This is a genomic window from Nocardia sp. NPDC004860, from assembly GCF_040609015.1.
In the GTDB taxonomy this organism is placed as follows: Bacteria; Actinomycetota; Actinomycetes; order Mycobacteriales; family Mycobacteriaceae; genus Nocardia.
This window is the reverse complement of sequence record NZ_JBEXJI010000016.1, coordinates 1-25,329: the sequence shown is the minus strand read 5'-3', so window position 1 is coordinate 25,329 and position 25,329 is coordinate 1. Positions and strand designations below refer to the sequence as shown.

Annotated in this window: 19 protein-coding genes and 1 pseudogene; 8 read left to right on the top strand and 12 right to left on the bottom strand. The window is 68.6% G+C overall.

All coding sequences use genetic code 11. From position 1 onward, the window contains the following. The first annotated feature begins 69 nt into the window (after positions 1 to 69). Positions 70 to 483, top strand: coding sequence for a hypothetical protein (locus ABZV44_RS26215; RefSeq protein ID WP_354841409.1), 414 nt, complete (start codon positions 70 to 72; stop codon positions 481 to 483). A gap of 109 nt (positions 484 to 592) precedes the next feature. Continuing rightward, a pseudogene (locus ABZV44_RS26210) lies at positions 593 to 1,639 on the top strand (YeiH family protein); the annotation flags it as partial. A gap of 3 nt (positions 1,640 to 1,642) precedes the next feature. On the opposite strand, the gene ABZV44_RS26205 reads toward ABZV44_RS26210, so the two are convergent. Further along, positions 1,643 to 2,800, bottom strand: a complete 1,158-nt coding sequence (locus tag ABZV44_RS26205) for a lipase family protein (protein WP_354841407.1) — start codon at positions 2,798 to 2,800, stop codon at positions 1,643 to 1,645. 226 nt (positions 2,801 to 3,026) lie between these two features. On the opposite strand from ABZV44_RS26205, the gene ABZV44_RS26200 reads away from it, so the two are divergent. Beyond that, complete coding sequence (locus ABZV44_RS26200; RefSeq protein ID WP_354841404.1) at positions 3,027 to 3,596, top strand: NADPH-dependent FMN reductase; 570 nt, start codon at positions 3,027 to 3,029, stop codon at positions 3,594 to 3,596. Positions 3,597 to 3,674: 78 nt separating this feature from the next. Here ABZV44_RS26200 and fadD32 read toward each other — a convergent pair whose 3' ends face one another. Next, positions 3,675 to 5,546: a long-chain-fatty-acid--AMP ligase FadD32 gene (gene fadD32, locus ABZV44_RS26195; RefSeq protein WP_354841815.1), complete on the bottom strand. Its 1,872-nt coding sequence runs from the start codon at positions 5,544 to 5,546 to the stop codon at positions 3,675 to 3,677. A 167-nt stretch (positions 5,547 to 5,713) separates the two neighbouring features. Further along, positions 5,714 to 6,958, bottom strand: a complete 1,245-nt coding sequence (locus ABZV44_RS26190; RefSeq protein WP_354841402.1) for a KasA/KasB family beta-ketoacyl-ACP synthase — start codon at positions 6,956 to 6,958, stop codon at positions 5,714 to 5,716. 303 nt (positions 6,959 to 7,261) lie between these two features. On the opposite strand from ABZV44_RS26190, the gene ABZV44_RS26185 reads away from it, so the two are divergent. Continuing rightward, positions 7,262 to 8,260: an acyl-ACP desaturase gene (locus ABZV44_RS26185; protein WP_354841399.1), complete on the top strand. Its 999-nt coding sequence runs from the start codon at positions 7,262 to 7,264 to the stop codon at positions 8,258 to 8,260. A 59-nt stretch (positions 8,261 to 8,319) separates the two neighbouring features. Here the strand turns inward: ABZV44_RS26185 and ABZV44_RS26180 are convergent, their stop codons facing one another. The 5 genes from ABZV44_RS26180 to ABZV44_RS26160 form a co-directional block, all read right to left on the bottom strand. Beyond that, a complete protein-coding gene (locus ABZV44_RS26180; RefSeq protein ID WP_354841396.1) occupies positions 8,320 to 8,508 on the bottom strand; it encodes a hypothetical protein in 189 nt (62 codons plus the stop codon). An 81-nt stretch (positions 8,509 to 8,589) separates the two neighbouring features. Next, a complete protein-coding gene (locus ABZV44_RS26175) occupies positions 8,590 to 9,360 on the bottom strand; it encodes a winged helix-turn-helix domain-containing protein (RefSeq protein ID WP_354841394.1) in 771 nt (256 codons plus the stop codon). Positions 9,361 to 9,416: 56 nt separating this feature from the next. Further along, on the bottom strand, positions 9,417 to 10,250 hold the full coding sequence (locus ABZV44_RS26170) for a DUF72 domain-containing protein (protein ID WP_354841391.1): 834 nt from the start codon (positions 10,248 to 10,250) through the stop codon (positions 9,417 to 9,419). A 33-nt stretch (positions 10,251 to 10,283) separates the two neighbouring features. After that, positions 10,284 to 11,798 carry a glycerol kinase GlpK gene (gene glpK / locus ABZV44_RS26165; protein ID WP_354841389.1) on the bottom strand — a complete coding sequence of 505 codons (1,515 nt, stop codon included), beginning with the start codon at positions 11,796 to 11,798 and terminating at the stop codon, positions 10,284 to 10,286. Positions 11,799 to 11,823: 25 nt separating this feature from the next. Continuing rightward, positions 11,824 to 12,588 (bottom strand): IclR family transcriptional regulator, encoded by a 765-nt coding sequence (locus tag ABZV44_RS26160; RefSeq protein WP_354841386.1) that lies wholly within the window; start codon positions 12,586 to 12,588, stop codon positions 11,824 to 11,826. A gap of 148 nt (positions 12,589 to 12,736) precedes the next feature. Between ABZV44_RS26160 and glpK (ABZV44_RS26155) the strand changes: the two genes are divergently transcribed. Both glpK (ABZV44_RS26155) and glpD read left to right on the top strand, forming a co-directional pair. Continuing rightward, entirely contained in the window at positions 12,737 to 14,263 is a 1,527-nt protein-coding gene (gene glpK / locus ABZV44_RS26155; RefSeq protein WP_354841383.1) for a glycerol kinase GlpK, read from the top strand. A 45-nt stretch (positions 14,264 to 14,308) separates the two neighbouring features. After that, positions 14,309 to 15,985, top strand: a complete 1,677-nt coding sequence (gene glpD, locus ABZV44_RS26150; protein ID WP_354841380.1) for a glycerol-3-phosphate dehydrogenase — start codon at positions 14,309 to 14,311, stop codon at positions 15,983 to 15,985. A gap of 120 nt (positions 15,986 to 16,105) precedes the next feature. Here glpD and ABZV44_RS26145 read toward each other — a convergent pair whose 3' ends face one another. Then, complete coding sequence (locus ABZV44_RS26145; RefSeq protein ID WP_354841377.1) at positions 16,106 to 16,609, bottom strand: PaaI family thioesterase; 504 nt, start codon at positions 16,607 to 16,609, stop codon at positions 16,106 to 16,108. A 245-nt stretch (positions 16,610 to 16,854) separates the two neighbouring features. After that, on the bottom strand, positions 16,855 to 19,464 hold the full coding sequence (locus tag ABZV44_RS26140) for an ATP-dependent Clp protease ATP-binding subunit (protein WP_354841375.1): 2,610 nt from the start codon (positions 19,462 to 19,464) through the stop codon (positions 16,855 to 16,857). Between the two features lie 196 nt (positions 19,465 to 19,660). Between ABZV44_RS26140 and ABZV44_RS26135 the strand changes: the two genes are divergently transcribed. Beyond that, the gene (locus ABZV44_RS26135) at positions 19,661 to 20,941 is read left to right on the top strand and encodes an amidohydrolase (protein WP_354841373.1); all 1,281 of its coding nucleotides are present in this window, start codon (positions 19,661 to 19,663) and stop codon (positions 20,939 to 20,941) included. Positions 20,942 to 20,992: 51 nt separating this feature from the next. On the opposite strand, the gene ABZV44_RS26130 is transcribed toward ABZV44_RS26135, so the two are convergent. After that, positions 20,993 to 21,220 (bottom strand): hypothetical protein, encoded by a 228-nt coding sequence (locus ABZV44_RS26130; protein ID WP_354841370.1) that lies wholly within the window; start codon positions 21,218 to 21,220, stop codon positions 20,993 to 20,995. A gap of 270 nt (positions 21,221 to 21,490) precedes the next feature. Between ABZV44_RS26130 and ABZV44_RS26125 the strand changes: the two genes are divergently transcribed. Further along, complete coding sequence (locus ABZV44_RS26125; protein ID WP_354841367.1) at positions 21,491 to 25,105, top strand: BTAD domain-containing putative transcriptional regulator; 3,615 nt, start codon at positions 21,491 to 21,493, stop codon at positions 25,103 to 25,105. Between the two features lie 120 nt (positions 25,106 to 25,225). On the opposite strand, the gene ABZV44_RS26120 is transcribed toward ABZV44_RS26125, so the two are convergent. Continuing rightward, on the bottom strand, positions 25,226 to 25,329 hold a 104-nt coding region (locus ABZV44_RS26120; RefSeq protein WP_354841812.1), incomplete at its 5' end, for a histone-like nucleoid-structuring protein Lsr2.

Here is a 25,329-nt window from a genome sequence, read left to right as displayed (position 1 = left end):
CCCGCCATGAAAGAGCGACGGCCACAAAATCAACACTTTCGGCCATAATCGGTCCATGAGCACCGGGTGATGAGCGACCTGCTGCACCGCCGCAGCGCCCGCACCGGCATCGCCGCCGAGGTCCGCGACCGGCTGCTCCCCGATTCCGGCGCAACGGGTTTCGCCGCGCCGCCCACCCTGGACGGGGTCGCCCGCGACCTCAACGACCGAGCTGGAATCAGGCCGATTCCAACGCTGTCCGAAAGCCTCCGGACGCCCCATAGTGCAGACCTGCCGTACTGCGCTTTCTCGACCTGGAGGCCCCTGGTGAACAGTCCCGATCCCGCGCCGGAGACATCCGCCGCCCGGTTGTCGTGGCCCGACGCCCTCGGGCGCCGTGTCGATTTCAAGATCCAGGTCGGTGCCGACTGGTGGTCGGTGATCGTCTCGGGCGTGGTGACGGTGCTCGCCGTGTTCGGCGTGCTGCCGAAGATTCCGTGGTGACGCCGTGAGTGACACTGCCGTGAATTTCGGGGAGAACGCCGAAACCGACTCCGGGGCAACCGACTTCGACGAGAGCTCGGGTCCGCTCACCGTTGCCCGCCTGCTCGGCTACCTCCCGGGCATCCTGCTGCTCATCGCGGTCGGCGTGCTCGGCAAGTACGCGCAGATCTGGTGGAACGCCGCCGCCAAGCACCAGCACTGGACCGTCCCCGATATCGAATATGTGCTGTGGGCCATCCTGATCGGCCTGCTCATCACCAATACCGTTGGCCTGCACCCGATCTTCCGGCCCGGTGTCGGCACCTACGAGTTCTGGCTCAAGGTCGGCATCGTGGCGCTCGGCTCGCGCTTCGTGCTCGGTGATGTGGCGAAGCTGGGCGGTACCAGTTTCATTCAGATCCTGGTCGACATGACCGTGTCGGGCGCGATCATCCTGGCGGTGGCGCGTTGGCTGGGTCTGTCCGGCAAGCTCGGGTCGCTGCTGGCCATCGGCACCGCCATCTGCGGGGTGTCGGCCATCATCGCGGGCAAGGGCGCGATCCGGGCCCGCAATTCCGATGTCGGCTATGCCATCGCGGCCATTCTCGCGCTGGGCGCGGTCGCGCTGTTCGCGCTGCCGCCGCTCGGGCACGCCATCGGGCTCAGCGATCACGAGTTCGGGCTGTGGGCGGGCCTGGCCGTGGACAACACCGCCGAGACCACCGCCACCGGCTATCTGTTCTCCGACGAGGCGGGCAAGATCGCGGTACTGGTGAAGTCCACCCGCAATGCCCTCATCGGTTTCGTGGTGCTGGGCTTCGCGGCCTACTGGGCGGCGCGCGGCGAGGCCGACGCCATCGCGCCCGGGCTGCGGGCGAAGGCGGTGTTCGTGTGGTCCAAGTTCCCGAAGTTCGTGCTGGGCTTCCTGGCCGTGTCCGCGGTGGCGACCTTCCACTGGCTGAGCAAGCAGCAGGTCACCAATCTGGCCAATGTGTCCCGCTGGGCCTTCCTGCTCACCTTCGCGGGCGTCGGGCTCAATACCAATATTCGCGAGCTGGCCCGCACAGGTTGGCGGCCGCTGGTGGTCGCCGTGGTCGGCCTGCTGACCGTCGCGGTGGTCTCGCTCGGGCTGGTGCTGTTCACCGCGCGCGTCCTGCATTGGGGTGTCGCGGGGTGAGATTCACGCCCCGCGGAGCAGCACCGGAGCGTCGGCCTCCTCGGTGAAACGCTCGGAGAGGAACCGCATGGCCGGTCCGGCGAAGGCCATTGCGCCGCCGATGTGTTCACGTCCCCGCATGGTGTGCATGGTGACGTCCGCGCCCAGCGCCTCCCACTCCTCCGCGAGGCGCACGGCCTGCGGATACGGGATGACCTGCTCGCTGGTGCCGCCGGCCACCAGAACCGGTGTGGCGGGCGCGATTCCGCCCAGCCGGTTCTCCAGCAGCCGGGCCTTGACCTCGGGCACGTCGAACGGGGGCCGGTGGCAGAAGGTCGAGACCCTCGTGGGCACGACCAGACCCGCACCGATCCCGAGCACGGCCGCCGCGGCGACATGGGTGTGGCGGAACAGCGCGGCCAGGGCGCGGCCCTGCGGCTTGAGGTGCTGCAGCACATTCAGTTCCGGATAGGCGGCCTCGATGCCGAGCACACCGTAGAAGAGCAGGAAGGCATAGGGCGTGCCGTCCAGGAACTTCACCATGTCGACCATGTCGGCCGGTGCCGAGCCCACCACGCCGCCGGCGAGCGGCAGGTCAGGGGCATAGTCGGGCTGCAACTGCAGCGCCCAGCCCGCGGCATTGCCGCCCTCGGAGTAGCCGTAGACGCCCAGTGGGCCGTCGGGATCCAGGTCCGCCTCGGGCAGCCGGCGGGCGGCGCGCATGCTGTCCAGGACAGCCGGGCCCAGGGCGCGGCCCATGACGTACGGGTGCAGACCCGGAGTGCCCAGGCCCGGATAGTCGGTGATGGCGAGCGCCCAGCCGCGGCGCAGGGCGGCGCGGAGGAAGACCGATTCGTACTCCAGTCCGAACCGCAGCTGCCAGGACGCGGCGGCGACCGTGCTCGCCAGACCCTGTGTGCCGACGGCGTACCCGACCAGTGGGCGCGAGCCGGGTCCGCGCCACGGCGTGTTGGGCACCAGCACGGTTCCGCTGACCTGCGTCGGAGCCCCGGTGGCGGTGGTCGATGTGTACTTGATGCGCCAGGCGCGAGCAGGCAGCGGAACCCCGGGCAGCATCCGTGCGGTCATCGGTTCGGCGGCCAGCAGCCTGCCGGGTTCGAACGCACCGGGATATCCGGCACCGACCGCCGCCTCGTCGAGGCGGTTGGTGTTCGCAGTCATCGTTGCCTGCCCTTCTTGCACACACTCGCGTTATGCAGTTGTCGTACAACCGGACCTGAGGGGCCGCGTCAGCTGTCCCGGACAGTGCGGTCGAACGGAACCATACCCACTATGAGAGATAGCGACACCTCTTGTCACAACAACTCCCATTCGGTGGGACGGCGCATAGGAGTCAACGACCCCGTGACCTCGAAATACTCCCGGCCCCAGCCATGTTGGCGCAGTTGTGACTATTCCCCGCATCCTGTTGATTTCGGGCAGCACTCGCGAGGGCTCGACGAACACCGCCGCGCTGCGCTCGATCGCCGCCGACGCCGGGTCCGACTTCGAGGCCGTCCGGTACCAGGGCCTGCTCGACCTGCCCGCTTTCATCCCCGGTGACGAGCCCGAGCCGCCCGTGGTCGAGGCCCTGCACCGGCAGCTCGCCGCGGTCGACGCGGTGCTGTTCTGCACCCCGGAATACGCGGGCATGATCCCGGGCAGCCTGAAGAACCTGCTCGAGTGGACGGTCGGCAATGCCGATCTCAGCGACAAGCCGGTCGCCTACGTGAACGTCGCCTACGAGGGCCGCGGTGAGGCCGCCGTGGCCACCCTGCGCACGGTGCTCGGCTACGTCGGAGCCGAGCTGGTCGAGGCGGCCTGCGGCCGCATCACCGTGCTCCAGAGCGGTATCGGACCGGATGGCCTGGTTGCCGATGCGGATGCCCGCGCCCGCCTGAATACCGCCGCCCGCACCCTGGCCGCGCATGCTGCCCACCCCGCCGAGCAGCTCACCTCGGTACAGCTCGACAACTGACGCATCCCCTCGACCCGAACGCCGAGTGGCACACCGTCGAGGCCTCCCGGAGGTGTGCCACTCGCCGAGGAAACCCGGTCAGTCGGTCTCGTCCGGGAACGCCTGCTGGCGGTGGCCGCCGCGGAGGGTGCCCTCCAGGTAGGCCGCCTTGCAGGCACGGCGGGCGATCTTGCCGCTGGAGGTGCGCGGAATCGAGCCCGCGGGAACCAGCAGCAGGTCCCGCACGGTGACGCCGTGGCGCTTGGCGATGGCCGCACGCACGGTCTCGGTGATCGGCTCCGGGTCGAGCTTGGCCGCGCCGGTAGCGCGTTCGGCCACGATGACCAGCTGCTCGGAGGCGGGCGCGGCGGTGTCGATCGCGACCACCTCGGCCGGGAGCTGATCCCCCGCGACCGAGAAGGCCGCCACGAAACCCGGGCGCAGGGCGGCGCTGGACTCCTGGGCGGAGTACTCCAGATCCTGCGGATAGTGGTTGCGGCCGTCCACGATCACCAGGTCCTTGACGCGGCCGGTGATGAAGAGCTCGCCGTCGTAGTACGCGCCGAAGTCGCCGGTGCGCATCCAGTTCCCGTCCGCCGCTGCACCTTCCGCGCGGCTCGCGGGCTGCCGGGAGGTGAGCCTGTTGTGGAACGTGGCAAGACTCTCCTCCGGACGGCCCCAGTAACCGCGGCCGATGTTCGCGCCGTGCAACCAGATCTCGCCGACCTCGCCCTCGGCCTTCTCCGCGCCGGTGTCCGGGTCCACGATGGCCGCCCACTGGGACTTCGCCACGTAGCCGCAGGACACCTGGGCCACAGCGTTTTCCGCGTACTCATCGACCTCGACCATCTGCCCGGCATTGAGCCGGGTGCGGTCCACCCAGACCGTGCGGGCCTCGTCCTCGCGCTTGGTGGCGGAGACGAACAGGGTGGCCTCGGCCATGCCGTAGCAGGGTTTGATGGCGGTCTTGGGCAGGCCGTACGGGGCGAAGGCGTCGTTGAACTTCTGCATCGAGGTCACCGACACCGGCTCGCTGCCATTGATCAGGCCGATGACATTGGAGAGGTCCAATTCCTCACCGGCCTTGGGCAATCCGCGAGCCGCGGCGTGCTCGAAGGCGAAATTCGGTGCGGCGGCGAAGATCTCGGCGCCGTCCTCCTGGGCGGCCAGCTCCTTGATCCAGCGGTAGGGCCGGCGCACGAAGGCGCTGGGCGACATGATGGTGATGTACTTGCCGCCGATGGCGGGCAGGATGACCGTCAGCAGCCCCATGTCGTGGAACAGCGGCAGCCAGGTGACGCCGCGGGCCTTCTCGGTGATGCCGATGGCATCGACCATCTGCAGCAGGTTGGTGCCGACGGCCCGGTGCGTGATCTCCACGCCGGCCGGGGTGCGGGTGGAGCCGGAGGTGTACTGCAGGTAGACCACGTCGTCCATCTGTAAATGCGGCCGCACCCAGCTCTCCCCCACGCCGTCCGGGATCGCCTCGACCGCGATGATGCGCGGACGCTGCCGCGCGGGTAGGTGTTTGAAGATCTCGCGCACCCCGGAGGCCGCCTCACCGACCGTCAGGACGGCCGCGGGCATGCAGTTCTCGAGCACGGCGTACAGCCGGTCGGTGTGCCCCTGCTCGTCGGGATCGAACAGCGGTACCGCGATATTGCCCGCGTACACCGCGGCGTACATGGCCACGATGTAGTCGAGTCCCTGCGGCGCCAGGATGGCGACCCGGTCGCCCGGCTGCGTGACCTGCTGTAGTCGGGCGGCTACGGCGCGCAGCCGGATACCGAAGCGATTCCACGTGATGTCGCGGTACTCGCCGTCGCGTTCGCGCGAATAGTCGATATAGCGGTAGGCGAGCTCGTCCCCGTTGGCCGCGGCGTGCTTGTCGACCAGGTCGACCATGGTCTGGTTGTCAGGGATCTTGATGTTGCCGTGCTCGTCCAGATAGTCATCGAAGGTCTCGCCGATCATTCCCTATCCTTTTTCAACTCACAGTCGTCGGAACTGTGCAGTGACACCGAACAAAGATCGACACGAAAGCCCGAAAGTAGCTGGGGGCTGGGGAACTCTAGCAGGTGCCGGAATCCCGCGTCACCGCCTACGGCCGATGGAGGTCCCGCGTACGGCCGGAGCGATCAGTAGCGGCCGAAAGCGATGGCCACGTTGTGCCCGCCGAAGCCGAAGGAGTTGTTCAGGGCGTAGTCGTAGCGACCCGGCCGGGCCTGGCCTTTCACCACATCCAGGTCGATCTCGGGGTCCTGATTCTCCAAATTCAGTGTGGCGGGGATGATTCCGTCCCGCACGCTGAGGACGGTTATGACCGCCTCCAGCGCGCCGACCGCGCCGATGGAATGCCCGAGGGCGGATTTCGGCGCGTACACCGCGGCGTGATTGCCGACGGCTTGCTTGATGGCGTTCGCCTCCGCGGTATCGCCGATCGGCGTGGCGGTGGCGTGCGCATTGATATGCGTGACATCGGATTTGGACAGGCCCGCGTACTCCATGGCGCGGGACATGGCACGCGCCGCGCCGGTGCCCTCGGGATCGGGGGCGACGAGGTGGAAGCCGTCGGAGGTGACGCCCGCGCCCATGATGCGGGCGTGGATGGTGGCGCCGCGGGCCTTGGCGTGCTCCTCGGTCTCGATGACCATGAGCGCGCCCGCCTCACCGAAAACGAAACCGTCGCGGTCCAAGTCGAACGGCCGCGAGGCGCCCTTGGGGTCGTGGTTGCGGGTGCTCAGGGCACGCATCATGGAGAACCCGGCGATCGGCAGCGCCTGGATGGAACCCTCCACACCGCCGGTGACCACCATGTCGGCGTCGCCCATGACGACCATGCGCCAGGCGTTGGAGATCGCCTCGGAACCGGACGAACAGGCCGAAACGGGCGTGGACACACCAGCCCTCGCGCCCAGCTCGACCCCGACGCAGGCGGCCGGGCCATTGGGCATCACGCCCTGTACGGTGTGCGGCACCACCTTGCGATAGCCGCCGTTGACCAGCTTGTCGCGGGCGGACATGAGCATCTCCGCGCCGCCGAGACCGGTGCCGATGGAGACGCCGAGGCGATCCTGGTCCACCTCGGGGCTGCCGGCATTGGCCCACACCTCACGGCCCAGCACCACCGCCATCTGCTCGACGTAGGACAGGCGCCGGGCCTCGGCCTTGGTGAGCTGACCGGCGGGCGAGACCTTGAGGTGACCACCGATACGGACCGGTAAGCCGAAGTCGTTGAGGAAGCTGTCCTCGAGGACGTCGATCCCGCTCTCCCCGTTGAGTAGTCCCTTCCACGTCGAGTCGACGTCGCCCGCGATCGAGGTGGTCGCCGCGAGCGCGGTGACAACGACACTGGGGTACTGCCGGCGGTGGGGCGTCTGCATGTTCACTCTCCGTAGCAATGCTTTGGCGAACCAGCGTGCGATCCGCATGGCTTTCAAGGACTTGTTTGGAACTAGCGAGCGGGCCCGGCCGTGAACCCATCGGCGGGGTATGAAGCCAATATTCGGCGAACTGAGCTAGATTATCCGAGGCGGAGCCGATCCGGTTCATTGAGCGACACGCGGGCATCCCTTTTCAACTCCACGGATCCCTCTCGCCGCGGCGGCGATCGCCGGATCTCCAGCATTTCTCTCCTAACATCATTCCCCCAGCGACGAAGCCATTTCGAGGGAGGGCACAGGATCGTGGCCAGGAGTCTCACGCAGTTGGAGCTGCTCATCGAGCTGGAACCGATTGCCGAGCAGAACGTGAACCGTCACCTATCGATGGCCAAGGACTGGAACCCGCACGACTATGTGCCTTGGGATCTCGGTCGCAACTTCGCAGCTATGTCGGGTGTGGACTGGGAACCGGAGCAGTCGAAGCTCAGCGAGGTCGCCAAGGCGGCCATGGTGACCAATCTTCTCACTGAGGACAATCTGCCCAGCTATCATCGGGAAATCGCCGAGAACTTCTCCCAGGACGGGGCTTGGGGTACCTGGGTGGGCCGCTGGACGGCCGAGGAGAACCGGCACGGCATCGTGATGCGCGACTATCTGGTGGTCACCCGGGGTGTGGATCCGGTGGCGCTGGAGCAGGCGCGAATGATTCACATGACCGACGGGTACAACCCCGCGCATCTGATCAGGAAGTACTCGGACACCGAGTTCATTCACGCCGATGCCGGATTCATGCATTCCGTCGCTTATGTGACATTTCAGGAATTGGCGACCCGGGTGTCCCACCGCAATACCGGCAGAGTGTGCGACGACCCCGTCGCGGACCGCATGCTGCAGCGGATCGCCGCGGACGAGAACCTGCACATGCTCTTCTACCGCAACATGTGCGCCGCGGCCCTGGACCTCTCGCCCGACCAGGCCATGGATGCCATCACCAATGTCGTGGTGGGCTTCCAGATGCCCGGCCTGGGCATGCCCAACTTCCGCCGCAACGGCGTGCTGATGGCCAAGCACGGCATCTACGATCTGCGCCAGCACCTCGACGAGGTGCTGATCCCCAACCTCAAGCAGTGGAACATCTTCGAGCGCACCGACTTCGGCCCCGCCGGCGACCGGCGCCGCAACGAGCTCGGCGAATTCCTCGACAAGCTCCGCAAGGACGTGGTCCGCTTCGAGGAGCAGCGCGACCGCGCGCTCGCCCGCGAAGCCCAGCGCTCCAGCAAACCCCCCGTCCTCGTGAGCTGAAGCATCCGGTGGCACACGGCGGAACGGGCCGAGCCCGCCCCGCCGTGTGCCATCCACATTCAGGAACGGCCCTGCCGCTGCAGGTGCAGGCCGACCACGAAGAGTTCGCCGTAGAAGCCGAAGTTCTGCGCCAGGCCGATCATCGCACCGCCGGTGAAACCACGTTCGCGACGAAGCCCCTTGGGCAGCAGCCCTTTACCCGAGCGCGCCGCCACAGATCCCAGCAGCAGACCTGGCGACGCCGCCACCACCGTGACCGTCCCGGCGTCGATCGACCCGGAGATGGCGCGCCTGCCGGTGTTCGTGCGGGAGGTGCGCGGCCCGGTCTTTCAGGCGCCGCGTGGAACCACCGTTGCGGGGGCTGGGGCGGCGGTTCCGGCGAGGTCGGAGCTGATGGCGGTCCTGTCGATGCCGGCTGTCCGGTCGAGCGCTGCCCAGCCGGCGGGGGTGAATGCCATTGCGCGGGGGGTGGTTCCGGGGGCGCACCAGTTGTTGTCGAGCATGCGGCGCAGCATCAGCGCGCCGAGGCCGCCGGCCAGGTGATAGCGGCGTTCGGACCAGTCGAGGCAGACCTTGACCGGTGGGCGGCGGCCGAAATGGCGGAGATCGGTTGGGGTGATGGCCAATTCGTCGAGGAGGGGGTGGGTGTGGTCGGTGGCGGTCCAGTGGCCGCCGATCACGTTCAGCAGGGCGGCGTCGTGCAGGGCGTCGAAGATCGCTACCCCGACGGCTCCGGCGAGATGGTCGTAGCAGGTGCGGGCGAGTTTCAGGTCGCGGTTGGCGCGAGCGCCACGTAGCGAACGGACCGGCTGGACCGGCGAGATCAGGGCCATGGATTCCAGGACCTGGACCACCTCGGGGAGTGCGATGCGGTAGTAGCGGTGGCGGCCCGCCTTCTCGACGGCCAGCCAGCCCTGATCGACCAGCTTGCCCAGGTGCTCGCTGGCGGTCGCGGCCGTGACGCCCGCCGCCCGGGCCAGTTCGCCGGCCGGCTGGGCGCGGCCGTCGGCCAGGACGGTGAGCATGCGGGCCCGGGCCGGGTCGGCCAGGAGGCGGGCGGCTCCGGAGATGTCCACATCGCCGTCTCTGATCGGTTCCATGGGTCCAGTGTCCCGCCGCCATCCTTCGGCCCGCGCCGAACGGTCCGCGGGTCCGGTCAGAACAGGGTCATGGGGTCGGTGGGGAGGGGGTCCGACAGGGGTTCCAGGTCGGGGAGGTGGGCACGGACCTCGGCGTGGAAGCGGCGGGCGAGCGTGCGGGCCGAGGCATTGTCGGGCGTGTGGATGAACACCGTCGGGGAGCGGCCTTCGCGCAGCCAGGCGACGGTGGTGTCGATCCAGGGCTGCCAGCCCGCGACGGTGGTGGCGATATCGTCGCGGCCGTGATAGCGCACGATGGGGTATTCGGTGAGGGCGCGAGCGCGGCGCGGGTTGTTGGGCTTCTTGGAGCGGGCCTCGTACTCGGCCGCGCTGACGGGCGGGCCGTCGAACAGGACGGTCGTGTCGAACGGGATCCACTCCGCACCCGCGGCCGTCAGCACCTGTTCGAGTTGGGCGGTGGCGCGGTGGTTTTCGAAGAAGGCGGGGTGGCGCACCTCGACGGCGCAGCGATAGTGCGACGGCAGGCCGTCGAGCAGCTCGGCGAGGGCGGGCAGATTGGTGAAGGAGGCGGGCAGCTGCACCCACAGCGAGTGCAGGCGGCGGCCCAGCGGTTCGATGGCGTCCAGGAACGCCGCCATCTCGTCGTCGATGCCGGTGAGGCGGCGGTCGTGGGTGATGGTGCGGGGCAGTTTGATCACGAAGCGGAAGTCGGGATCGGTTTGGCGGGCCCAGGATTCGACGGTGCGCCGCTGCGGGACCGCGTAGAAGGTGGTGTTGCCCTCCACCGCATTGCACCAGGAGGAGTACGTGCGCAGGCGTTCTGCCGGGGGTAGCGGCTTCTCCTGCCAGTCCGGGTGTGTCCACATTGCGCAACCGACGTAGAGCCGCATACCTGCCACGTTAGGTCAACGACTTCCGCGTCGTCAGGACACCGGCTTGTTGGGCCGCAGCCAGCCGAAGGTAAGCTGCACGGCCCGCTTCCAGTTGTCGTACTCCTCGGCGCGCAGGTCCGCGTCCATGCGCGGCAGCCACTGCGCCGCGACGCGCCAATTGTGGCGCAGGCCCTCGAGATCCGGCCAGTAACCGACCGCCAGGCCCGCCGCGTAGGCCGCGCCCAGCGACACCGTCTCCGCCACGATCGGACGCATGACCGGTATGTCGAGCACATCGGCGATGATCTGCATGAGCAGGTTGTCCGAGGTCATCCCGCCCGCCACCCGCAGCGCCCCGGCCTGCAGTCCCGAGTCGGCGTTCATGGCTTCCACCACGTCGCGCGTCTGCCAGGCCGTGGCCTCGAGCACGGCACGGGCGATGTGCCCCTTGGTGATGTACGAGGTGAGCCCGATGAGCAGCCCGCGCGCGTCACTGCGCCAGTGCGGCGCGTACAGCCCCGAGAAGGCGGGCACCAGATAGCAGCCGCCATTGTCTTCGACTGTGCCCGCGAGGGTTTCGATCTCCGGCGCACTGGCGATGAGCCCGATGTTGTCCCGCAGCCACTGCACCAGCGAGCCGGTCACCGCGATCGGCCCCTCCAGCGCGTACACCGGTTCCGGCCCCACCTGGTACCCGATGGTGGTGAGCAGTCCGTGCTCGGACCGCACCAGCTCCCGCCCGGTGTTCATGAGCAGGAATCCGCCAGTGCCGTAGGTACATTCGGTCTCGCCGGGCGCGAAGCAGGTCTGCCCGAACAGCGCCGCGTGCTGATCGCCCAGCGCCGCCGCGATCCGCACCCCCGGCAGCACGCGCCGTGCCGTGCCGAATTCACCGGTCGAGGGCTGGATCTCGGGCAGCATGGCCTTGGGAATATCGAAGAACCGCAACAGTTCTCGATCCCATTCCAGGGTGGAGAGATTCATCAGGAGCGTCCGGCCGGCATTGGAGACATCAGTGACGTGCACCCCGTGATCGGCTCCCCCGGTGAGGTTCCAGATGAGCCAGGTCTCCATGGTCCCGAACAGCACGTCGCCGCGCTCGGCCCGCTCCCGCAGTCCCGGCGTGCGATCCAGCAGCCACCGCAGCCGCGGCGCGGCGAAGTAGGTGGCCAGCGGCAGCCCGCACAGCTCCCGAATCCGTTCCGCCCCGGGCGATTTCCGCAGCCGCTCGACGAGCTCCTCGGTGCGCACGTCCTGCCACACGATGGCCCGCCCGATCGGCGTCCCGGTGTGCCGGTCCCACACCACCGTGGTCTCGCGCTGATTGGCGATCCCGACCGCCGCCACCTGCTCGAGGGTGATCCCCGAATCCCGCAGTGCCGCAGGCACGACGCGCTCCACATTGCGCCAGATCTCGAGCGCGTCCTGCTCCATCCACCCCGGCCGCGGATAGTGCTGCCGGTGCTCGCGCTGCGCCACCCCGGTCAGCCGCGCCCGCTGATCGAAGAGGATGGCCCGGGTGGAGGTGGTGCCCTGGTCGATGGCGAGCACATAGCGTTGCGTCATCCGAGCCTGCTCCTGTCCGGGAAAGTCATTGCGCGCCACCGAGATCCCGGGACACCGCGGCGGCGGCGTCGCGCACCTGGGCGATGGGCGCGGACCGGAACCGCAGCTGCCCGTCGCAGAGCCGGTCGACCGGCCCGGTGATGCCGATGGCACCGACCACCAAACCACCCCGGGAGCGAATCGGCGCGGCGACGCTCGCCTCACCGGAACGATATTCGCCGATATCCCCGGCCCAGCCGGTGCGCCGCACCTCGGAGATGGCCCGCCGCAACTCCGCCGGATCGGTGAGGGTGCGGTGCGTGATCGCGGGCAGCCGGCCGTCGCGCGCCGCGTCGGCGAGCTCCCCGTCATAGGCCAGCAGCACTTTGCCCAGAGCCGTTGCGTGCGGCGGCAATTCCTCTCCGACCGCCAGTTCCTGCTCGGTATTGTCGGGCCGGAAGACGTGGTGGATCACCACCACTCCCCCGTCCACCGGCGCGGCGATCCGCACCGATTCCCCACTGCGCGCGGCCAGCGCGTCGGCGCGGTTGATGGCCCGGGAGCGCAGTTCATTGGCGTCCAGGTGCCCGGACCCGAGGTCCTGCAGGGCCGGACTCAGCAGGTACTTGCCCGTCACGGGATCCTGATCGACGAATCCCACCCCGTGCAGCGTCCGCAGAATGCCGTGCGCGGTCGGCTTGGCCAGCCCCAGCGCCGCGGCGATCTCCCCCACTCCCATGCGCCCGGACCCGCGCGCGAGCAGCCGTAGCATGGCCGCGGCGCGCTCGATCGACTGAATCGGACCCGGCATGTCCGTAACCTACCAGCAAATCGTTCGGCATTGTCGAACGCACCCTCTGCCATAAGCACGTTCCACTTCGTAACGTGGAGCCCGGGCGACCGGTACCGGTCTCACCAGCGCAAACGGACTCAATGACGAGCTTCCCGGAAGGACCGTGATGACGCAGTACGTCGGAGCCATCGATCAAGGCACGACCTCCACGCGATTCATGGTGTTCGACCACGGCGGCAATGTGGTTGCCCGCCATCAACTCGAACACGAGCAGATTCTCCCGCAGGCCGGCTGGGTGGAGCACAATCCGGACGAGATCTGGGAGCGCACCCGCACCGTCATCAAGAGCGCCCTGGCCGGAGCCGGTCTCACCGCGAGCGACCTGGCCGCCGTCGGCGTCACCAATCAGCGCGAGACCACCATCGTGTGGAACCGCCACACCGGACGCCCCTACTACAACGCCATCGTGTGGCAGGACACCCGCACCGACCGCATCGTGGCCGAGGTGGAGAAGGCCGGCCACGGCGATCTCATTCGCGAACGCGCCGGACTGCCACCCGCGCCGTATTTCTCCGGCGGCAAGCTGAAGTGGATCCTCGACAATGTCCCCGGCGTACGGGCGGACGCGGAGAACGGCGACGCCCTCTTCGGCACCTCCGACAGCTGGATCATCTGGAACCTCACCGGCGGCGTCCACGGTGGTGTGCACGTCACCGACCCGACCAATGCGTCGCGCACCATGCTCATGGACCTCGAAACCCTGGACTGGGACGACGAATTGCTCGCCGTGTTCGGGGTGCCGCGCGCCATGCTGCCGCGCATCGCACCCTCGTCGAATCCCGCGGGCTTCGGAACCACCTACCCCGGCGGCCCGTTCAAGGGCGCGGTGCGGATCGCCGGCGTGCTCGGCGACCAGCAGGCCGCCACCGTCGGCCAGGTCTGCTTCCGGCCGGGCGAGGCCAAGAACACCTATGGCACAGGGAATTTCCTGATGCTGAACACCGGCACCGAGATCGTGCACTCCGAGCACGGCCTGCTGACCACGGTCGCCTATCAGTTCGGCGACGACAAGCCGGTGTACGCGCTGGAGGGCTCGATCGCCGTCACCGGCTCGGCCGTGCAGTGGCTGCGCGACCAGCTGGGCATCATCTCGGGCGCGGAAAGGGTTGAGGCCCTTGCCCGTCAGGTGCCCGACAATGGCGGCGTCTACTTCGTGCCCGCCTTCTCCGGACTGTTCGCACCCTACTGGCGCCCGGATGCCCGCGGGGCGATCGTGGGCCTGTCCCGCTTCAGCAACAACGCCCACATCGCCAGGGCCACGCTGGAATCCATCTGCTACCAGACCCGCGACGTGGTCGAGGCCATGCAGCAGGACTCCGGGGTGCGGCTCGACACCCTGCGCGTCGACGGCGGCGTCACCACCAATGAACTCGCCATGCAGATCCAGGCCGACTTCCTCGGCGTGCCGGTCTCCCGGCCGGTGGTCGCCGAGACCACCGCGCTCGGCGCCGCCTACGCCGCCGGTCTCGCGGTCGGATTCTGGCGTAGCACAGACGAACTCGTCGCCAACTGGCACGAGGACAAGAACTGGCAGCCCACCATGACCGAGGAGCAGCGGCAGCGCGGCTATGCGCGCTGGGTCAAGGCCGTCTCGCGCACCCTCGACTGGGTCGACCTCGACGACGAGGACTGACCGGTGCCCCACAAACTTCGAAACGCCGATAACAAGGAGTATTTCGTGTCCGCACAACTGGATCCCGCCTACCGCGCCCGGGCGATTGATTCGCTCGGCGACACCGAAATCGACATTCTCGTGATCGGCGGTGGAGTGACCGGGGCGGGCGCCGCCCTCGACGCCGCCGCTCGCGGCCTGTCCGTCACCCTGGTCGAGGCGCGGGACTTCGCCGCCGGTACTTCCAGCCGGTCCTCCAAGCTCATCCACGGCGGCCTGCGCTACCTGGAACAGTACGACTTCGCGCTGGTCCGTGAGGCTTTGAAGGAGCGCGGCCTGCTGCTGAACAAGCTGGCTCCGCACCTGGTGCACCCGGTGTCGTTCCTGTTCCCGCTGCAGAAGCACTACGAGCGCTTCTACATCGGCGCCGGCATCGCCCTCTACGACACCATGGGCGGCGCGCGCTCGGTGCCCATGCACCGGCACCTGAGCCGTTCCGGCGCACTGGAATTGGCGCCGGCGCTCCGGGAAGACGCCATGACCGGCGCCATCCGCTACTACGACGCGCAGGTCGACGACGCCCGGTACACCATGATGATCGCCCGCACCGCGGCCCAGCACGGCGCGACCGTGCTGACCCGCACCCGGGTCACCGGGCTGCTGCGCGATGGCGAGAAGGTCGTGGGCGCGAATGTCGTGGATCTGGAAACCGGTCTGGAGCACAGCATCCGGGCCAAGACCGTGATCTCGGCGACCGGGGTGTGGACCGACGACATGATCAAGATGACCGGGGTGGACTTCCCGTTCCACGTGCGCATGTCCAAGGGCGTGCACATCATGGTCCCGCGCGAGAAGCTGGACCTGAACACCGGCATCGCCATGAAGACCGAGAAGTCCGTGCTGTTCGTCATCCCGTGGGCCGAGCACTGGATCATCGGCACCACCGACACCGACTGGTCACTGGACAAGAACCACCCGACCGCGACCGCCGCGGATGTGCAGTACATCCTCGACCACGTCAATTCGCTACTGCGCGAACCGCTCACGCGTGCCGACATCGTCGGCACCTACGCGGGGCTGCGGCCGCTCATGACCGGCGCGTCGAAGGAGACGTCCAAGCTGTCGCGCGAGCACGCGGTGGCCGAACCGGCCCCGGGCCTGTTCGTCATCGCGGGCGGCAAATACACCACCTACCGGGTGATGGCCGCCGATGTGGTGGACGCCGCCGCTGAGCGCCTCGGCAGCGATGTCGCGCCGTCGGTGACCGCGAACCTGCCCATCCTGGGCGCGGTCGGCTACCAGGACATGGTCGACACCATCGCCGACGTGGCGGCGCGGGCCGGGCTGCCGGTCGAGACCGTGGCGCATCTGCTGGGCCGCTACGGCTCGCTGACCGCGGAGATCTTCGACCTCGTCGCCGCGGTTCCCGAACTGGGCCAACCGATTCCGGGCGCCGAAGACTATCTGGCCGCCGAGGCCGTCTACGCCGCCACCCACGAGGGCGCGCTGCACCTGGACGACCTGCTCACCCGCCGCACCCGCATCTCCATCGAGGTGCCCGACCGCGGCCTGCGGGCGGCGCCGGAGATCGCCCGCCTCATCGCCCCGCGCCTGGGCTGGGACGACGAGCGCACCAATGCCGAGATCAACCGCTACTTCGACCGCGTGCACGCCGAACTGGCGGCCAACGAGGAGAAGGACGACGAATCGGCCAACGCGGCCCGCATGATCGCCGTCGGCTGACGATCACGCAGAGCGGTCCGGCGCCGCGCGAGTCATTCCCGCGCGGCGCCGGAGCCGTATTCGATTTCGCGAAAAGCGCCGTGCCGGAATCATTTCCACCAGGAAGAACGCCGCGCCGAGTCACAGCCCGATGGTGGGCATCTCCCCGAGGGTCGCACCGAGACTCAGGAAGTGCTCCGGTGCAACCTCGACGAAAATCGCCCGGCCGGTGGCGATCACAGTGTCGCCGTCGGTCAGCGTGGTGTCGATGAAGAGCTTGCGGCCCTCGCGTGCGGCGAGCACCGCGGTGACCACGAAATCGCGGTGCAGGCGGGCGGGGGCGCAGAAGGTGACGTCGAGTTTGACGGTGACCGCGAGCTGGCGCAACGGGACCAGGATCGCGCCGCAGGCGTCGTCCAGGGCCGCGGCGAGGATGCCGCCGTGCGCCACGCCGGGCGCGCCCTGATGCCGCTCGTCCAGCGTGAAGGTGCCACGCACGGTGTCGCCCAGTCGCCCGAAGGCGATCTGCGGGGAGGCCGGATTGGCGGGGCCACAGCCGAAGCAGCCGGGGTGATGCGGCGGGAAGGGCCCATCGGCGACGAGGTCGCCCAGGGGCAGCGGCGCGGCGTCGCGATCAAGGTCCATAACCAGAAGTTAACGCATATTCCAAACTGGCGTGCGATCGCCCCCGAGCGGGCAGGCCGATCGATAGCGGTGGCCGGGCGCGCCCGGCGACGCCAAAGAGCTTCGCCGTGACCATGTTCGATGTGAACGCGCCGACGGACCGCGGGCTGTGGCCCCGGCTGGTGTGAGACGTCCCGGCGCAGGCGATCGAGCCGAACGCCGCGCCGGATCGATTCCGGCGCGGCGCTTTTCGTGTGCGACAGTGCTCAGTGCTTGGTGGGGGACGCCTTGCCGCCCGACGCCTTCGCGCTGTGCTTGCCGTGGCCATTTCCGCCGGCGTGCTTGGCATCCGGCTTGTCGGACTTGGCCTTGCCGCCCTTGCCGACGGTCATGACCGATTCCTCGGTGATCTCGGCATCGGTCTTCTTCCCACCGGTGTGGTGGATCGCCTCGATCTGCAGACCGCTGCCGTCGGCATCGATGCGCACCGTGTCGCCGGGCGCCAGCGCGCCCTCGAGCAGCTTCTTCGACAGCGCGTTGTCCAGCTGCTTCTGCACGGTCCGGCGCAGTGGCCGGGCGCCGAACTCGGGCTGATATCCGTTCTCCGCCAGCCAGTCCATGGCCCGGTCCGTGACATCCAGGTCGATGTCCTGGGCGCGCAGCCGCCGCTTGGTGCCGTCGAGCACCAGGCCGACGATATTGCGCAGCTGGGACCTGTCGAGCCGGTGGAAGATGATCTGCTCGTCGAGCCGGTTGAGGAACTCGGGCCGGAACTGCCTGCGCAGCCGCTCCTCCAGCTGCGGCGTGATCGAATCCAGGTCGCCGTCCTTCGCGGACAGGATCAGATCGGAGCCGATATTGCTGGTGAGAATCACGATGGTGTTCTTGAAATCCACCGTGCGGCCCTTGGAGTCGGTGACGCGGCCGTCGTCGAGCAGCTGCAGCAGCACATTGAACACGTCCGGATGCGCCTTCTCGACCTCGTCGAACAGGATCACCGAGTACGGCTGCCGGCGCACCTTGTCGGTGAGCTGGGCGGCGTCGTCGTAGCCCACGTATCCGGGCGGCGCGCCCACCAGCCGCGAGACGGTGTGCTTCTCCTGGAACTCGCTCATATCGAAGCGGATGAGCCGGTCCTCGTCACCGAAGACGGCCTCCGCCAGGGCTTTCGCGAGTTCGGTCTTGCCGACGCCGGTGGGGCCCAGGAACAGGAACGAGCCGATGGGCCGGTTGGGGTCCTTGAGCCCGGCGCGGGCGCGGCGCACCGCCTCCGCCACCGCGACGATGGCCTCGTCCTGGCCGACCACCCGCCGGTGCAGATCCTGTTCCAGCTTCAGCAGTTTCGCGCGCTCCTCGGTGGTGAGGTCGGCGACCGGGATACCGGTCTGCCGCGACACCACCTCGGCGATATCGGTGATCCCGACCGTCGGGATCTCGGTGCGGTCCACCTCGTCGGCGGTCTTCTTCTCCAGCTTCGAGATCTCGGCCTTGATCTTGTTGGCCCGCTCGTAATCCTCGCCGGCGACCGCCGCGTCCTTCTCCCGATTCAGGTGCGCCAGTTTGTCTTCCAGCTCGCGCACCTTGGGATCCGTCGTGCGCGTACGCAATCGAACCCGCGCGCCCGCCTGGTCCACCAGGTCGATGGCCTTGTCCGGCATGAAGCGGTCGGTGATGTAGCGGTCGGACAGCTCGGCCGCGGCGATCAGCGCCTCGTCCAGGTAGCGCACCTGGTGGTGCTCCTCGTACACATCGGAGAGCCCGCGCAGGATCTCGATGGTGTCGGCCACCGACGGCTCGGACACCATGACCGGCTGGAAGCGGCGTTCCAGGGCCGCGTCCTTCTCGATGTACTTGCGGTACTCGTCGATGGTGGTGGCGCCGATGGCGTGCAGTTCGCCGCGGGCCAGGGCGGGCTTGAGCATATTGCCCGCGTCCATGGAGCCCTCGCCACCGGCGCCCGCGCCCACGATGGTGTGCAGCTCGTCGATGAAGATCACCAGTTCGTCGGAGTGCTCGCGCACCTCGTCGAGCACCTTGGTGAGCCGCTCCTCGAATTCGCCGCGATATTTGCTGCCCGCCACCATCGAGCTCACGTCCAGCGCGATGACCCGGCGATCGGTCAGGGTGGCGGGCACATCGCCATTGACGATGCGCTGGGCCAGGCCCTCCACGATCGCGGTCTTGCCGACGCCCGGATCACCGATGAGGACCGGATTGTTCTTGCGCCGCCGCGACAGGATCTCGACGGTCTGCTCGATCTCCTCGGCGCGGCCGACTACCGGATCGATCTTTCCGGCCCGAGCCTCCGCGGTGAGGTCGCGGCCGTACTCGTCGAGGGTCGGGGTGTCGGAGGGCTCCTTGGCGGTCTGGGCGGCGGGCATCTTCGCGCCCGAGAGGGCCTGGGCGGCGGGGCTGTCGTGCACGCCCGCGATGCCGAGCAGAATGTGCTCGGGCCCGATGTAGCTGCTGCCCGCTTCGGCGGCGCTGCGCTGCGAATTGCGCAGGGCCAGCTTGGCGCCGGGGCTCAGGACCAGGGCATGGTCCTGGCCGTGCGCGCCGACGCCGCTGCCCGCGGCGGTCCGCATCTGCTTGCGCAATTGTTCTGGGTCCCTGCCGATTTCGGCGATGATGCTCTGGGACGGCTCGATGGCGGCGGCCGCGTAGAGCAGGTGCTCGGGGGTGATCTCGGCGCTGCCCCAGTCGTGGGCGGCCTGCCGGGCGGAGTCCACGACCTGTTTGGCGCTCTCGCTCAGCAAACGACTCAGGTCGATGCGCTGCACCGGCGGCTGGCGGGACATTCCGGATCCGAAGAATCGGTTGAAGATATCGTCGAAGGAGTCGAACGACCCCATCGAACTGGGCCAACCCTGGGTCATGGTCACCTCGTGGCTTCGGGTGACGCTCGGAAGGACTCGGGTTCGCAACGAGCCTGCCGACGCGTCAGCTAACGGATGGCGAACTCGAGGTCCACAGTAGTAGCCTCGGCGCGGACGGCAAATGGCCGTAACGACTTTGTTTTGGATCGGTTCGGCCCTCGCCCCGTCGTCGGAATACCGGCCGAACGGAGTCCCGATGCCTGCGATCCACGACGAACTCGACGCCCGCGCCGATGCGGTGGCCGGACAGGTGGTGCGCCTGCGGCGGCATCTGCACGAACATCCGGAGCTCTCCAATCGCGAGGTGAATACCGCGGCGCTGATCAGTGATCACCTGAAAGCCTCGAGTCTGGACGAGGTTCGCACCGGCATCGCCGGGCACGGGGTGGTCGGTGTGCTGCGCGGCGGGCAGGCAGGCGACCGGGTGGTGGCGCTGCGCGCGGACATCGACGCACTGCCGGTGCCGGACCTGTGCGGGGTGCCGTTCACCTCCCACGTGGTCGATCAGCAATACCCCGGCGGGCCGTTCCCGGTGTCACACGCCTGCGGGCACGACTGCCACACCGCCATGCTCATGGGCGCGGCCACTGTCCTGGCCGGCGTCCGCGAAAAACTACCGGGCACCGTACTTTTCGTGTTCCAGCCCGCCGAGGAAGGCCCGCCGGTGAACGAAAAGGGCGGTGCGCGTGAGATGCTCGCCGAGGGCGCGCTCGACGATCCCGCGCCGACCATGGCGTTCGGATTCCACGTCACCCCATATCCCAAGGGCTACATCGGATATCGGGTCGGGAACCAGTTCGGGGCGTCCTGCCTGGTCAGGATCACCCTCACCGGCCAGCAGGTCCACGGGTCCACACCGTGGATGGGCATCGATCCGATGCCGGCGGCCGGAGCGATCCTGACGGGCATCGGGCAGCTCTACCGGCAGATCAGCGCCTTCGACCCGGTCACAGTGAGCATCGGGCACGTCGAGGACGTCGGGCGGTTCAATATCATCGGCCAGACCTTGACGCTGTGGGGCACCATCCGCTGCGCGGTGGAGCACGACATGGGCGAGGTGCAGCCGCGGCTGCGGACGCTCGCCACGAACACCGCGGCCGCCTACAACTGTTCGGCCGCAGTGGATTTCCTGCAGGATGTGCCCGCCGTGCACAACGAGCAGGCGTGGATGGATGCCGGGCTGCCCACCTTCCGCCGGGTGGCCGGGGACGACCGGGTGGCGCCGACGGGGGCCACGCTCGGATACGACGACGTCTCGGAGTTCGTCAACAGGTACGGCGGGCTGTACGTGACGCTGGGCGTGCAGGACACGCAGCTCGACGCCGCGGGTCTGCCCACGCCGATCCCCGGCGAGCGCGGACTCTTCATGAACCACAACCCGCACTTCTACGCCGACGACGACACCCTCGTCACCGGCGTTCGGCTGCACGCACACGTGGCCTACGACCATCTGAGCGGCGTGCTGGTATCCGAATAGTTTGTGCCGCAGTCGATTTCCGCGCCGCGATCACCCTCGCGGCGGAAACCGTCAGCGCCCGGCGACGACCGGCATGAACGGCGCGTAGTCGCGGACGTGCCCCTCGGTCCAATCCCAGAGGGACTTCGGGTCCACGGACACGCCGCGCTGCAGAATCAGCCGCCAGCCATCGTCCTGCTTCTCCCAGATATCGCCGTCGCGGTCCACGTACATGCCGGTGCTCTCGGGCTCGATGCCGGTCTCTCCCAGGCCCCTGGGGAAATCCACTGGCTTCGTCACACCAACCACCCCTTAACTTCAAGGTTGCTTCCAGTCAGAAGTATTCTCCCCGCCCACTCTTGCGATCCACTTCCGGCCGGGTTGTGTGAGGTATTCGCACCGTTAGCATTGGAAACGGAATTCCGTACCATACGGTCTTCTTTATGGCCGCGACCCGCCCATAACTATCCGACAACCATTCGGCTACCTTTTGGCATCTCCAGGTTTTTGAGGGATAGTGCTCTTCTTGCGGCGAATGACCAGTTCGCTTCCGGTCGCAGGAGGACACCGATGGCAGGCGCGGAGCTGAGAGTGCTCGGCCCCCTGCAGCTGTCCGTCGACGGTCGCGACACGCCCCTGGGCACGCCCATGCAACGCGCCGTGCTGGGCCGCCTCATCGTCGCGCACGGCCAGGTCGTGAGCACCGAACGGCTGATCGACGACCTGTGGTCCGGGCATCCGCCACCCAAGGCCACCGCGGTACTGCAGGTGCACATCCACAATCTGCGGCGACTGTTCGAACCCGACCGCCCGCGGCGTGCGCCCTCCCGCTTCATCGTGTCCGAGTCGTCCGGGTATGCCCTGAAGATCCCCGAGAACGCCGTGGACGCATGGCATTTCGAACAGCAGCTGCGGACCTATCAGGAACTTGTCAGCAACCCCGAGATCCACACCGATCCCACCGAGCGCAACGCCCTGCTGGAGGCCGCCCTGTCACTCTGGCACGGTCCCGCGCTGGAGGCCTTCGCCGAGGCCGACTGGTCCGTCGCCGAGGCCGACCGGCTCACCGATCTCTACCTCACCGCTGTCGAACTCAATGCCCGCACCGAATTGGAATTGGGCCGCTCCGGCGAAGTGGTCCGCGAACTCCGCCAGCTCTTCGAGGACAATCCCGGCCGCGAGGAAATCGTCCGGCTGCTCGCCCTGGCGCAGTACCAGCTGGGTCAGCAGCTCGAGGCGCTCACCACCATCCGGCGCTCCCGCGAATTCCTCGGCGGCCTATTCGGCGTGGATCCCTCCCCCGCGTTGCGCCAACTCGAAATAGCGATTCTCAATCACTCCGCCGGCCTCGCCCAGACCCCGCCCCTGCCGGCGCACGACCGCCGCCCCACCGGCCCTGCCGCATCCCCTGCCACCACCATGAGCAGGGCCGATCCCGCGCCCGTCTCCAGCCCGGGCATCGAGACCGCGAAAACCAGCACCGCCCCCGGGGCTGCCGACGGGTTCCGTTGCGCTACCGGGTATCTCACCGAGTTGTCGGAGTTGCTGAACGCCGCCGAGGCGGCGCGGGCCGGGCAGTTGCGGGTCGCCTGGGTGGCCGGAGAGGCGGGAATCGGCAAGACCGTACTGGCGGAGGCCACCCTCGCCACGCTGTACACCGCGGGCTGGACCGCGGTGACCGGGACCTGCCCGGAGATCGACGGCGCGCCCACGGCGTGGGCCTGGACCGAGATCAGCACCGCCCTGGACGTGAGCGAGCCGAACCGGGCTGCGGCTGGACAGCTTTCGGAGAGCGCGGCCCGCGCACCGGGCACTCCCGCCGCGGCACCGCCGGATACCGTCTCCTCCCAGTCGATTTCACCGGGCCCACCGCGGCCGAGCGCGATCGAAACGGGGACGCCGGCCGAGGACGCGTTCACGCTGGCGCGGGTCATCGCGGAAAAATGCAGGCGCGCGGCCGGTTCCGCGCCGGTGGCGCTGCTGCTGGAGGACGTGCAGCGGGCCGATCCGGAGACCTTGCAGGTATTGCGGCAGGTGGTGAGCTGGCTGCGGGACGAGCCGGTATTCGTGCTGGTCACGATGCGACGATCGGAGGCTGCGCAAGGGCCGCACAATACGGTCGCGGCGCTGGCGCAGAATACGGGCGCCTGGCTGGAGCTCAATGGACTGGACGTGGAGGGAACGCGGCGAGCCGCGGCGGCTGCCGGGCTGACGGGGATCGAGGCCGAGGCGCTGGAACAGCTGCACCGGCGGACGGGCGGGAATCCGCTGTTCGTCCGGGAGGTGGCGAAAGCGGCTGCCGCGCAGGGGAGTTTGGACGAGGTGCCGGATTCGATCCGGGAGCTGATCGAGGATCGGGTGGCGCAGCTGCCCGACGGGGTCGCCGAGGTGCTGCGGCAGCTGTCCATCTGGGGTGAGAGCGTCGATCTGGCGATCCTCAGTGCGGCGGTGGGGCTGGCCGAGGACACCGTGATCGATCTGGTCGCGGCGGCCGAGGCGGCCGGACTGGTGGGCTCCGGGAGCGGCGGGAGTATCCGGTTCGAGCATGGGCTGATTCGCGATGCGGTGTATCTGGGCATACCGCCGCTGCGCCGGGGCCGGATGCACTGGGCCGCACTGGAGCTGCTGGAACAGCGTGCCGACGCCTATCCGGCGGTGGCGCGGGACCCGGATGTGCTGGCCCGGCACGCCCTCGCCGGCGCGACCGCCGAAACCGCCTCGCGCGCGATCGAATACGTGGAGCGGGCGGCCGAGCGGCGCACCAGCCGCGGGATCGGCAGTGCCGGCGTGCGGCTGCTGCGGTCGGCGGTGGACCTGCACCGGCTGGCGCGCCACGACGCCGACCACGCGCCCGCCGGCGACCGCATCGCACTGCTGCGCACCCGCTGCGCGCTGGTCGCGGCGCTGGCCTACGACAATCGGCATCGGGAGGCCCGCGTGGAACGCGACCGGGCCCTCACCCTCGCCGAGCAGCTGGGCGATCCGGACCTGGTGGTCCGGGCATTGACCTGCTGGCGCGCCCCGATCATCTGGGCGATTCGCAACTGGCGCAGGCCCGATCAGCACATGCGGCGGGCGCTGGCGGGCGCCCTGACCCGGTACGGCATCGGCGCGTCCACCCTGGCCCTGCTGGTGAGCGACGCCCCCGGCCCCGCGGCGCCGACCCATGACGTCTCGAATGCCGTTGCGGCACAGACTGATTCGAACGATGCGACAGATGCCGATCTGGTACGCCTGCTGGTCGCGGCGACCTTCGAGACGGGACTGGTGGAGTCGGCCGCCGGGCGGCGACTGGCGCGGCTGGCCCTCGAGACGGCGCGGCGCACCGGCGATCCCGAATTACTGTGTGCCGCCATCAATGCGGTGACCTATCTCGCATTCGAGTACGACACGGAGTTCTCGGCACTGGTCGAGGAACTGGAGGGGCTGGCGACCGCCGCCGGACTGGCCGAGTACCGGGCGCTGGCGCATTATCTGGGATACCGGGCGGCGGTGGCCCGGGCGGATCTGCGGGAGGCGGGGCGGCGGGCGACAGCCGCGGTGGAGTTCGCCGACGAGGGCCAGCTGCAGCCGCTACTGGATATGGTCAGCTGTTTCGCCGGGACCATGGAACTGCTGCGCGGGAACATCGACGCGGCCGATGAGCTGTACCAGCGGTTCACCACCCGCACCCGGCTTTCCGGCGTCGCCAATCACGCGGAGGCGGAGTTGTTCTGCGCCCTCTCGACCGGATGGGCGCGGGGTGAACTGGGGAGCCTGACGGATCGGCTCGCGAACGCCTATGCGGCCCTGCCGGCGGCCGCCGCCCCGGCCTACACGCTCGCGCTGCTGCAGAGCGGACAGCGCGAGCGCGCACGCGGCGTGTACGAGGACTCGGATCCGATTGCGGCGGGCTTCTATCCGGTCCTCATGTCGGCATTGCGGGCGGTCGCCGCCATCGAACTCGGCGACACTCCAGCAATTCAGCGGCTCTACATATACCTGGCACCGCACAGCGGCACCCTGATCGGCCTCGAGACGGGGATGACCGAGTTCGGCCCGATGGACTCGATCCTGGCGGCGCTGGCCGCCGCCCAGGGCGATGCCGAGGCGGCCGCTGCGCATCGCGAACGCGCCGAACGCCTACTGGAAAGGATTCGAGCCGAACTTCCCGAGTGCGGCGCCGCACTACTGCGCGCGGCCTGATGCACGAGAAATCCGGATCGAGCCATTGGCCTGAAATGTCGCTCCATCTCCCCGCGCTTAGAGCCGATGCCCGCGGACTCTCGGCTCCCAGCGAATTTCCAGCGCCCTGATTTGCGCTGGTTAATTCTCGGCGCGCTGGTAAGCGTCGACGATCTCGGCCGGGATACGGCCGCGCGAGGAAACCTGGTGCCCCTGAGCGCGCGCCCATTCGCGGATCGCGGTGC

Bases quoted from the DNA above. Each gene is read 5' to 3' on its own strand.
- ABZV44_RS26215 (WP_354841409.1), top strand. From the start codon at position 70: ATGAGCGACCTGCTGCACCGCCGCAGCGCCCGCACCGGCATCGCCGCC.
- ABZV44_RS26205 (WP_354841407.1), bottom strand. From the start codon at position 2,800: ATGACTGCGAACACCAACCGCCTCGACGAGGCGGCGGTCGGTGCCGGA.
- ABZV44_RS26190 (WP_354841402.1), bottom strand. From the start codon at position 6,958: ATGCAGACGCCCCACCGCCGGCAGTACCCCAGTGTCGTTGTCACCGCG.
- ABZV44_RS26175 (WP_354841394.1), bottom strand. From the start codon at position 9,360: ATGGAACCGATCAGAGACGGCGATGTGGACATCTCCGGAGCCGCCCGC.
- ABZV44_RS26170 (WP_354841391.1), bottom strand. From the start codon at position 10,250: ATGCGGCTCTACGTCGGTTGCGCAATGTGGACACACCCGGACTGGCAG.
- glpK (WP_354841389.1), bottom strand. From the start codon at position 11,798: ATGACGCAACGCTATGTGCTCGCCATCGACCAGGGCACCACCTCCACC.
- ABZV44_RS26160 (WP_354841386.1), bottom strand. From the start codon at position 12,588: ATGCCGGGTCCGATTCAGTCGATCGAGCGCGCCGCGGCCATGCTACGG.
- glpK (WP_354841383.1), top strand. From the start codon at position 12,737: ATGACGCAGTACGTCGGAGCCATCGATCAAGGCACGACCTCCACGCGA.
- ABZV44_RS26145 (WP_354841377.1), bottom strand. From the start codon at position 16,609: ATGGACCTTGATCGCGACGCCGCGCCGCTGCCCCTGGGCGACCTCGTC.
- ABZV44_RS26140 (WP_354841375.1), bottom strand. From the start codon at position 19,464: ATGACCCAGGGTTGGCCCAGTTCGATGGGGTCGTTCGACTCCTTCGAC.
- ABZV44_RS26135 (WP_354841373.1), top strand. From the start codon at position 19,661: ATGCCTGCGATCCACGACGAACTCGACGCCCGCGCCGATGCGGTGGCC.
- ABZV44_RS26125 (WP_354841367.1), top strand. From the start codon at position 21,491: ATGGCAGGCGCGGAGCTGAGAGTGCTCGGCCCCCTGCAGCTGTCCGTC.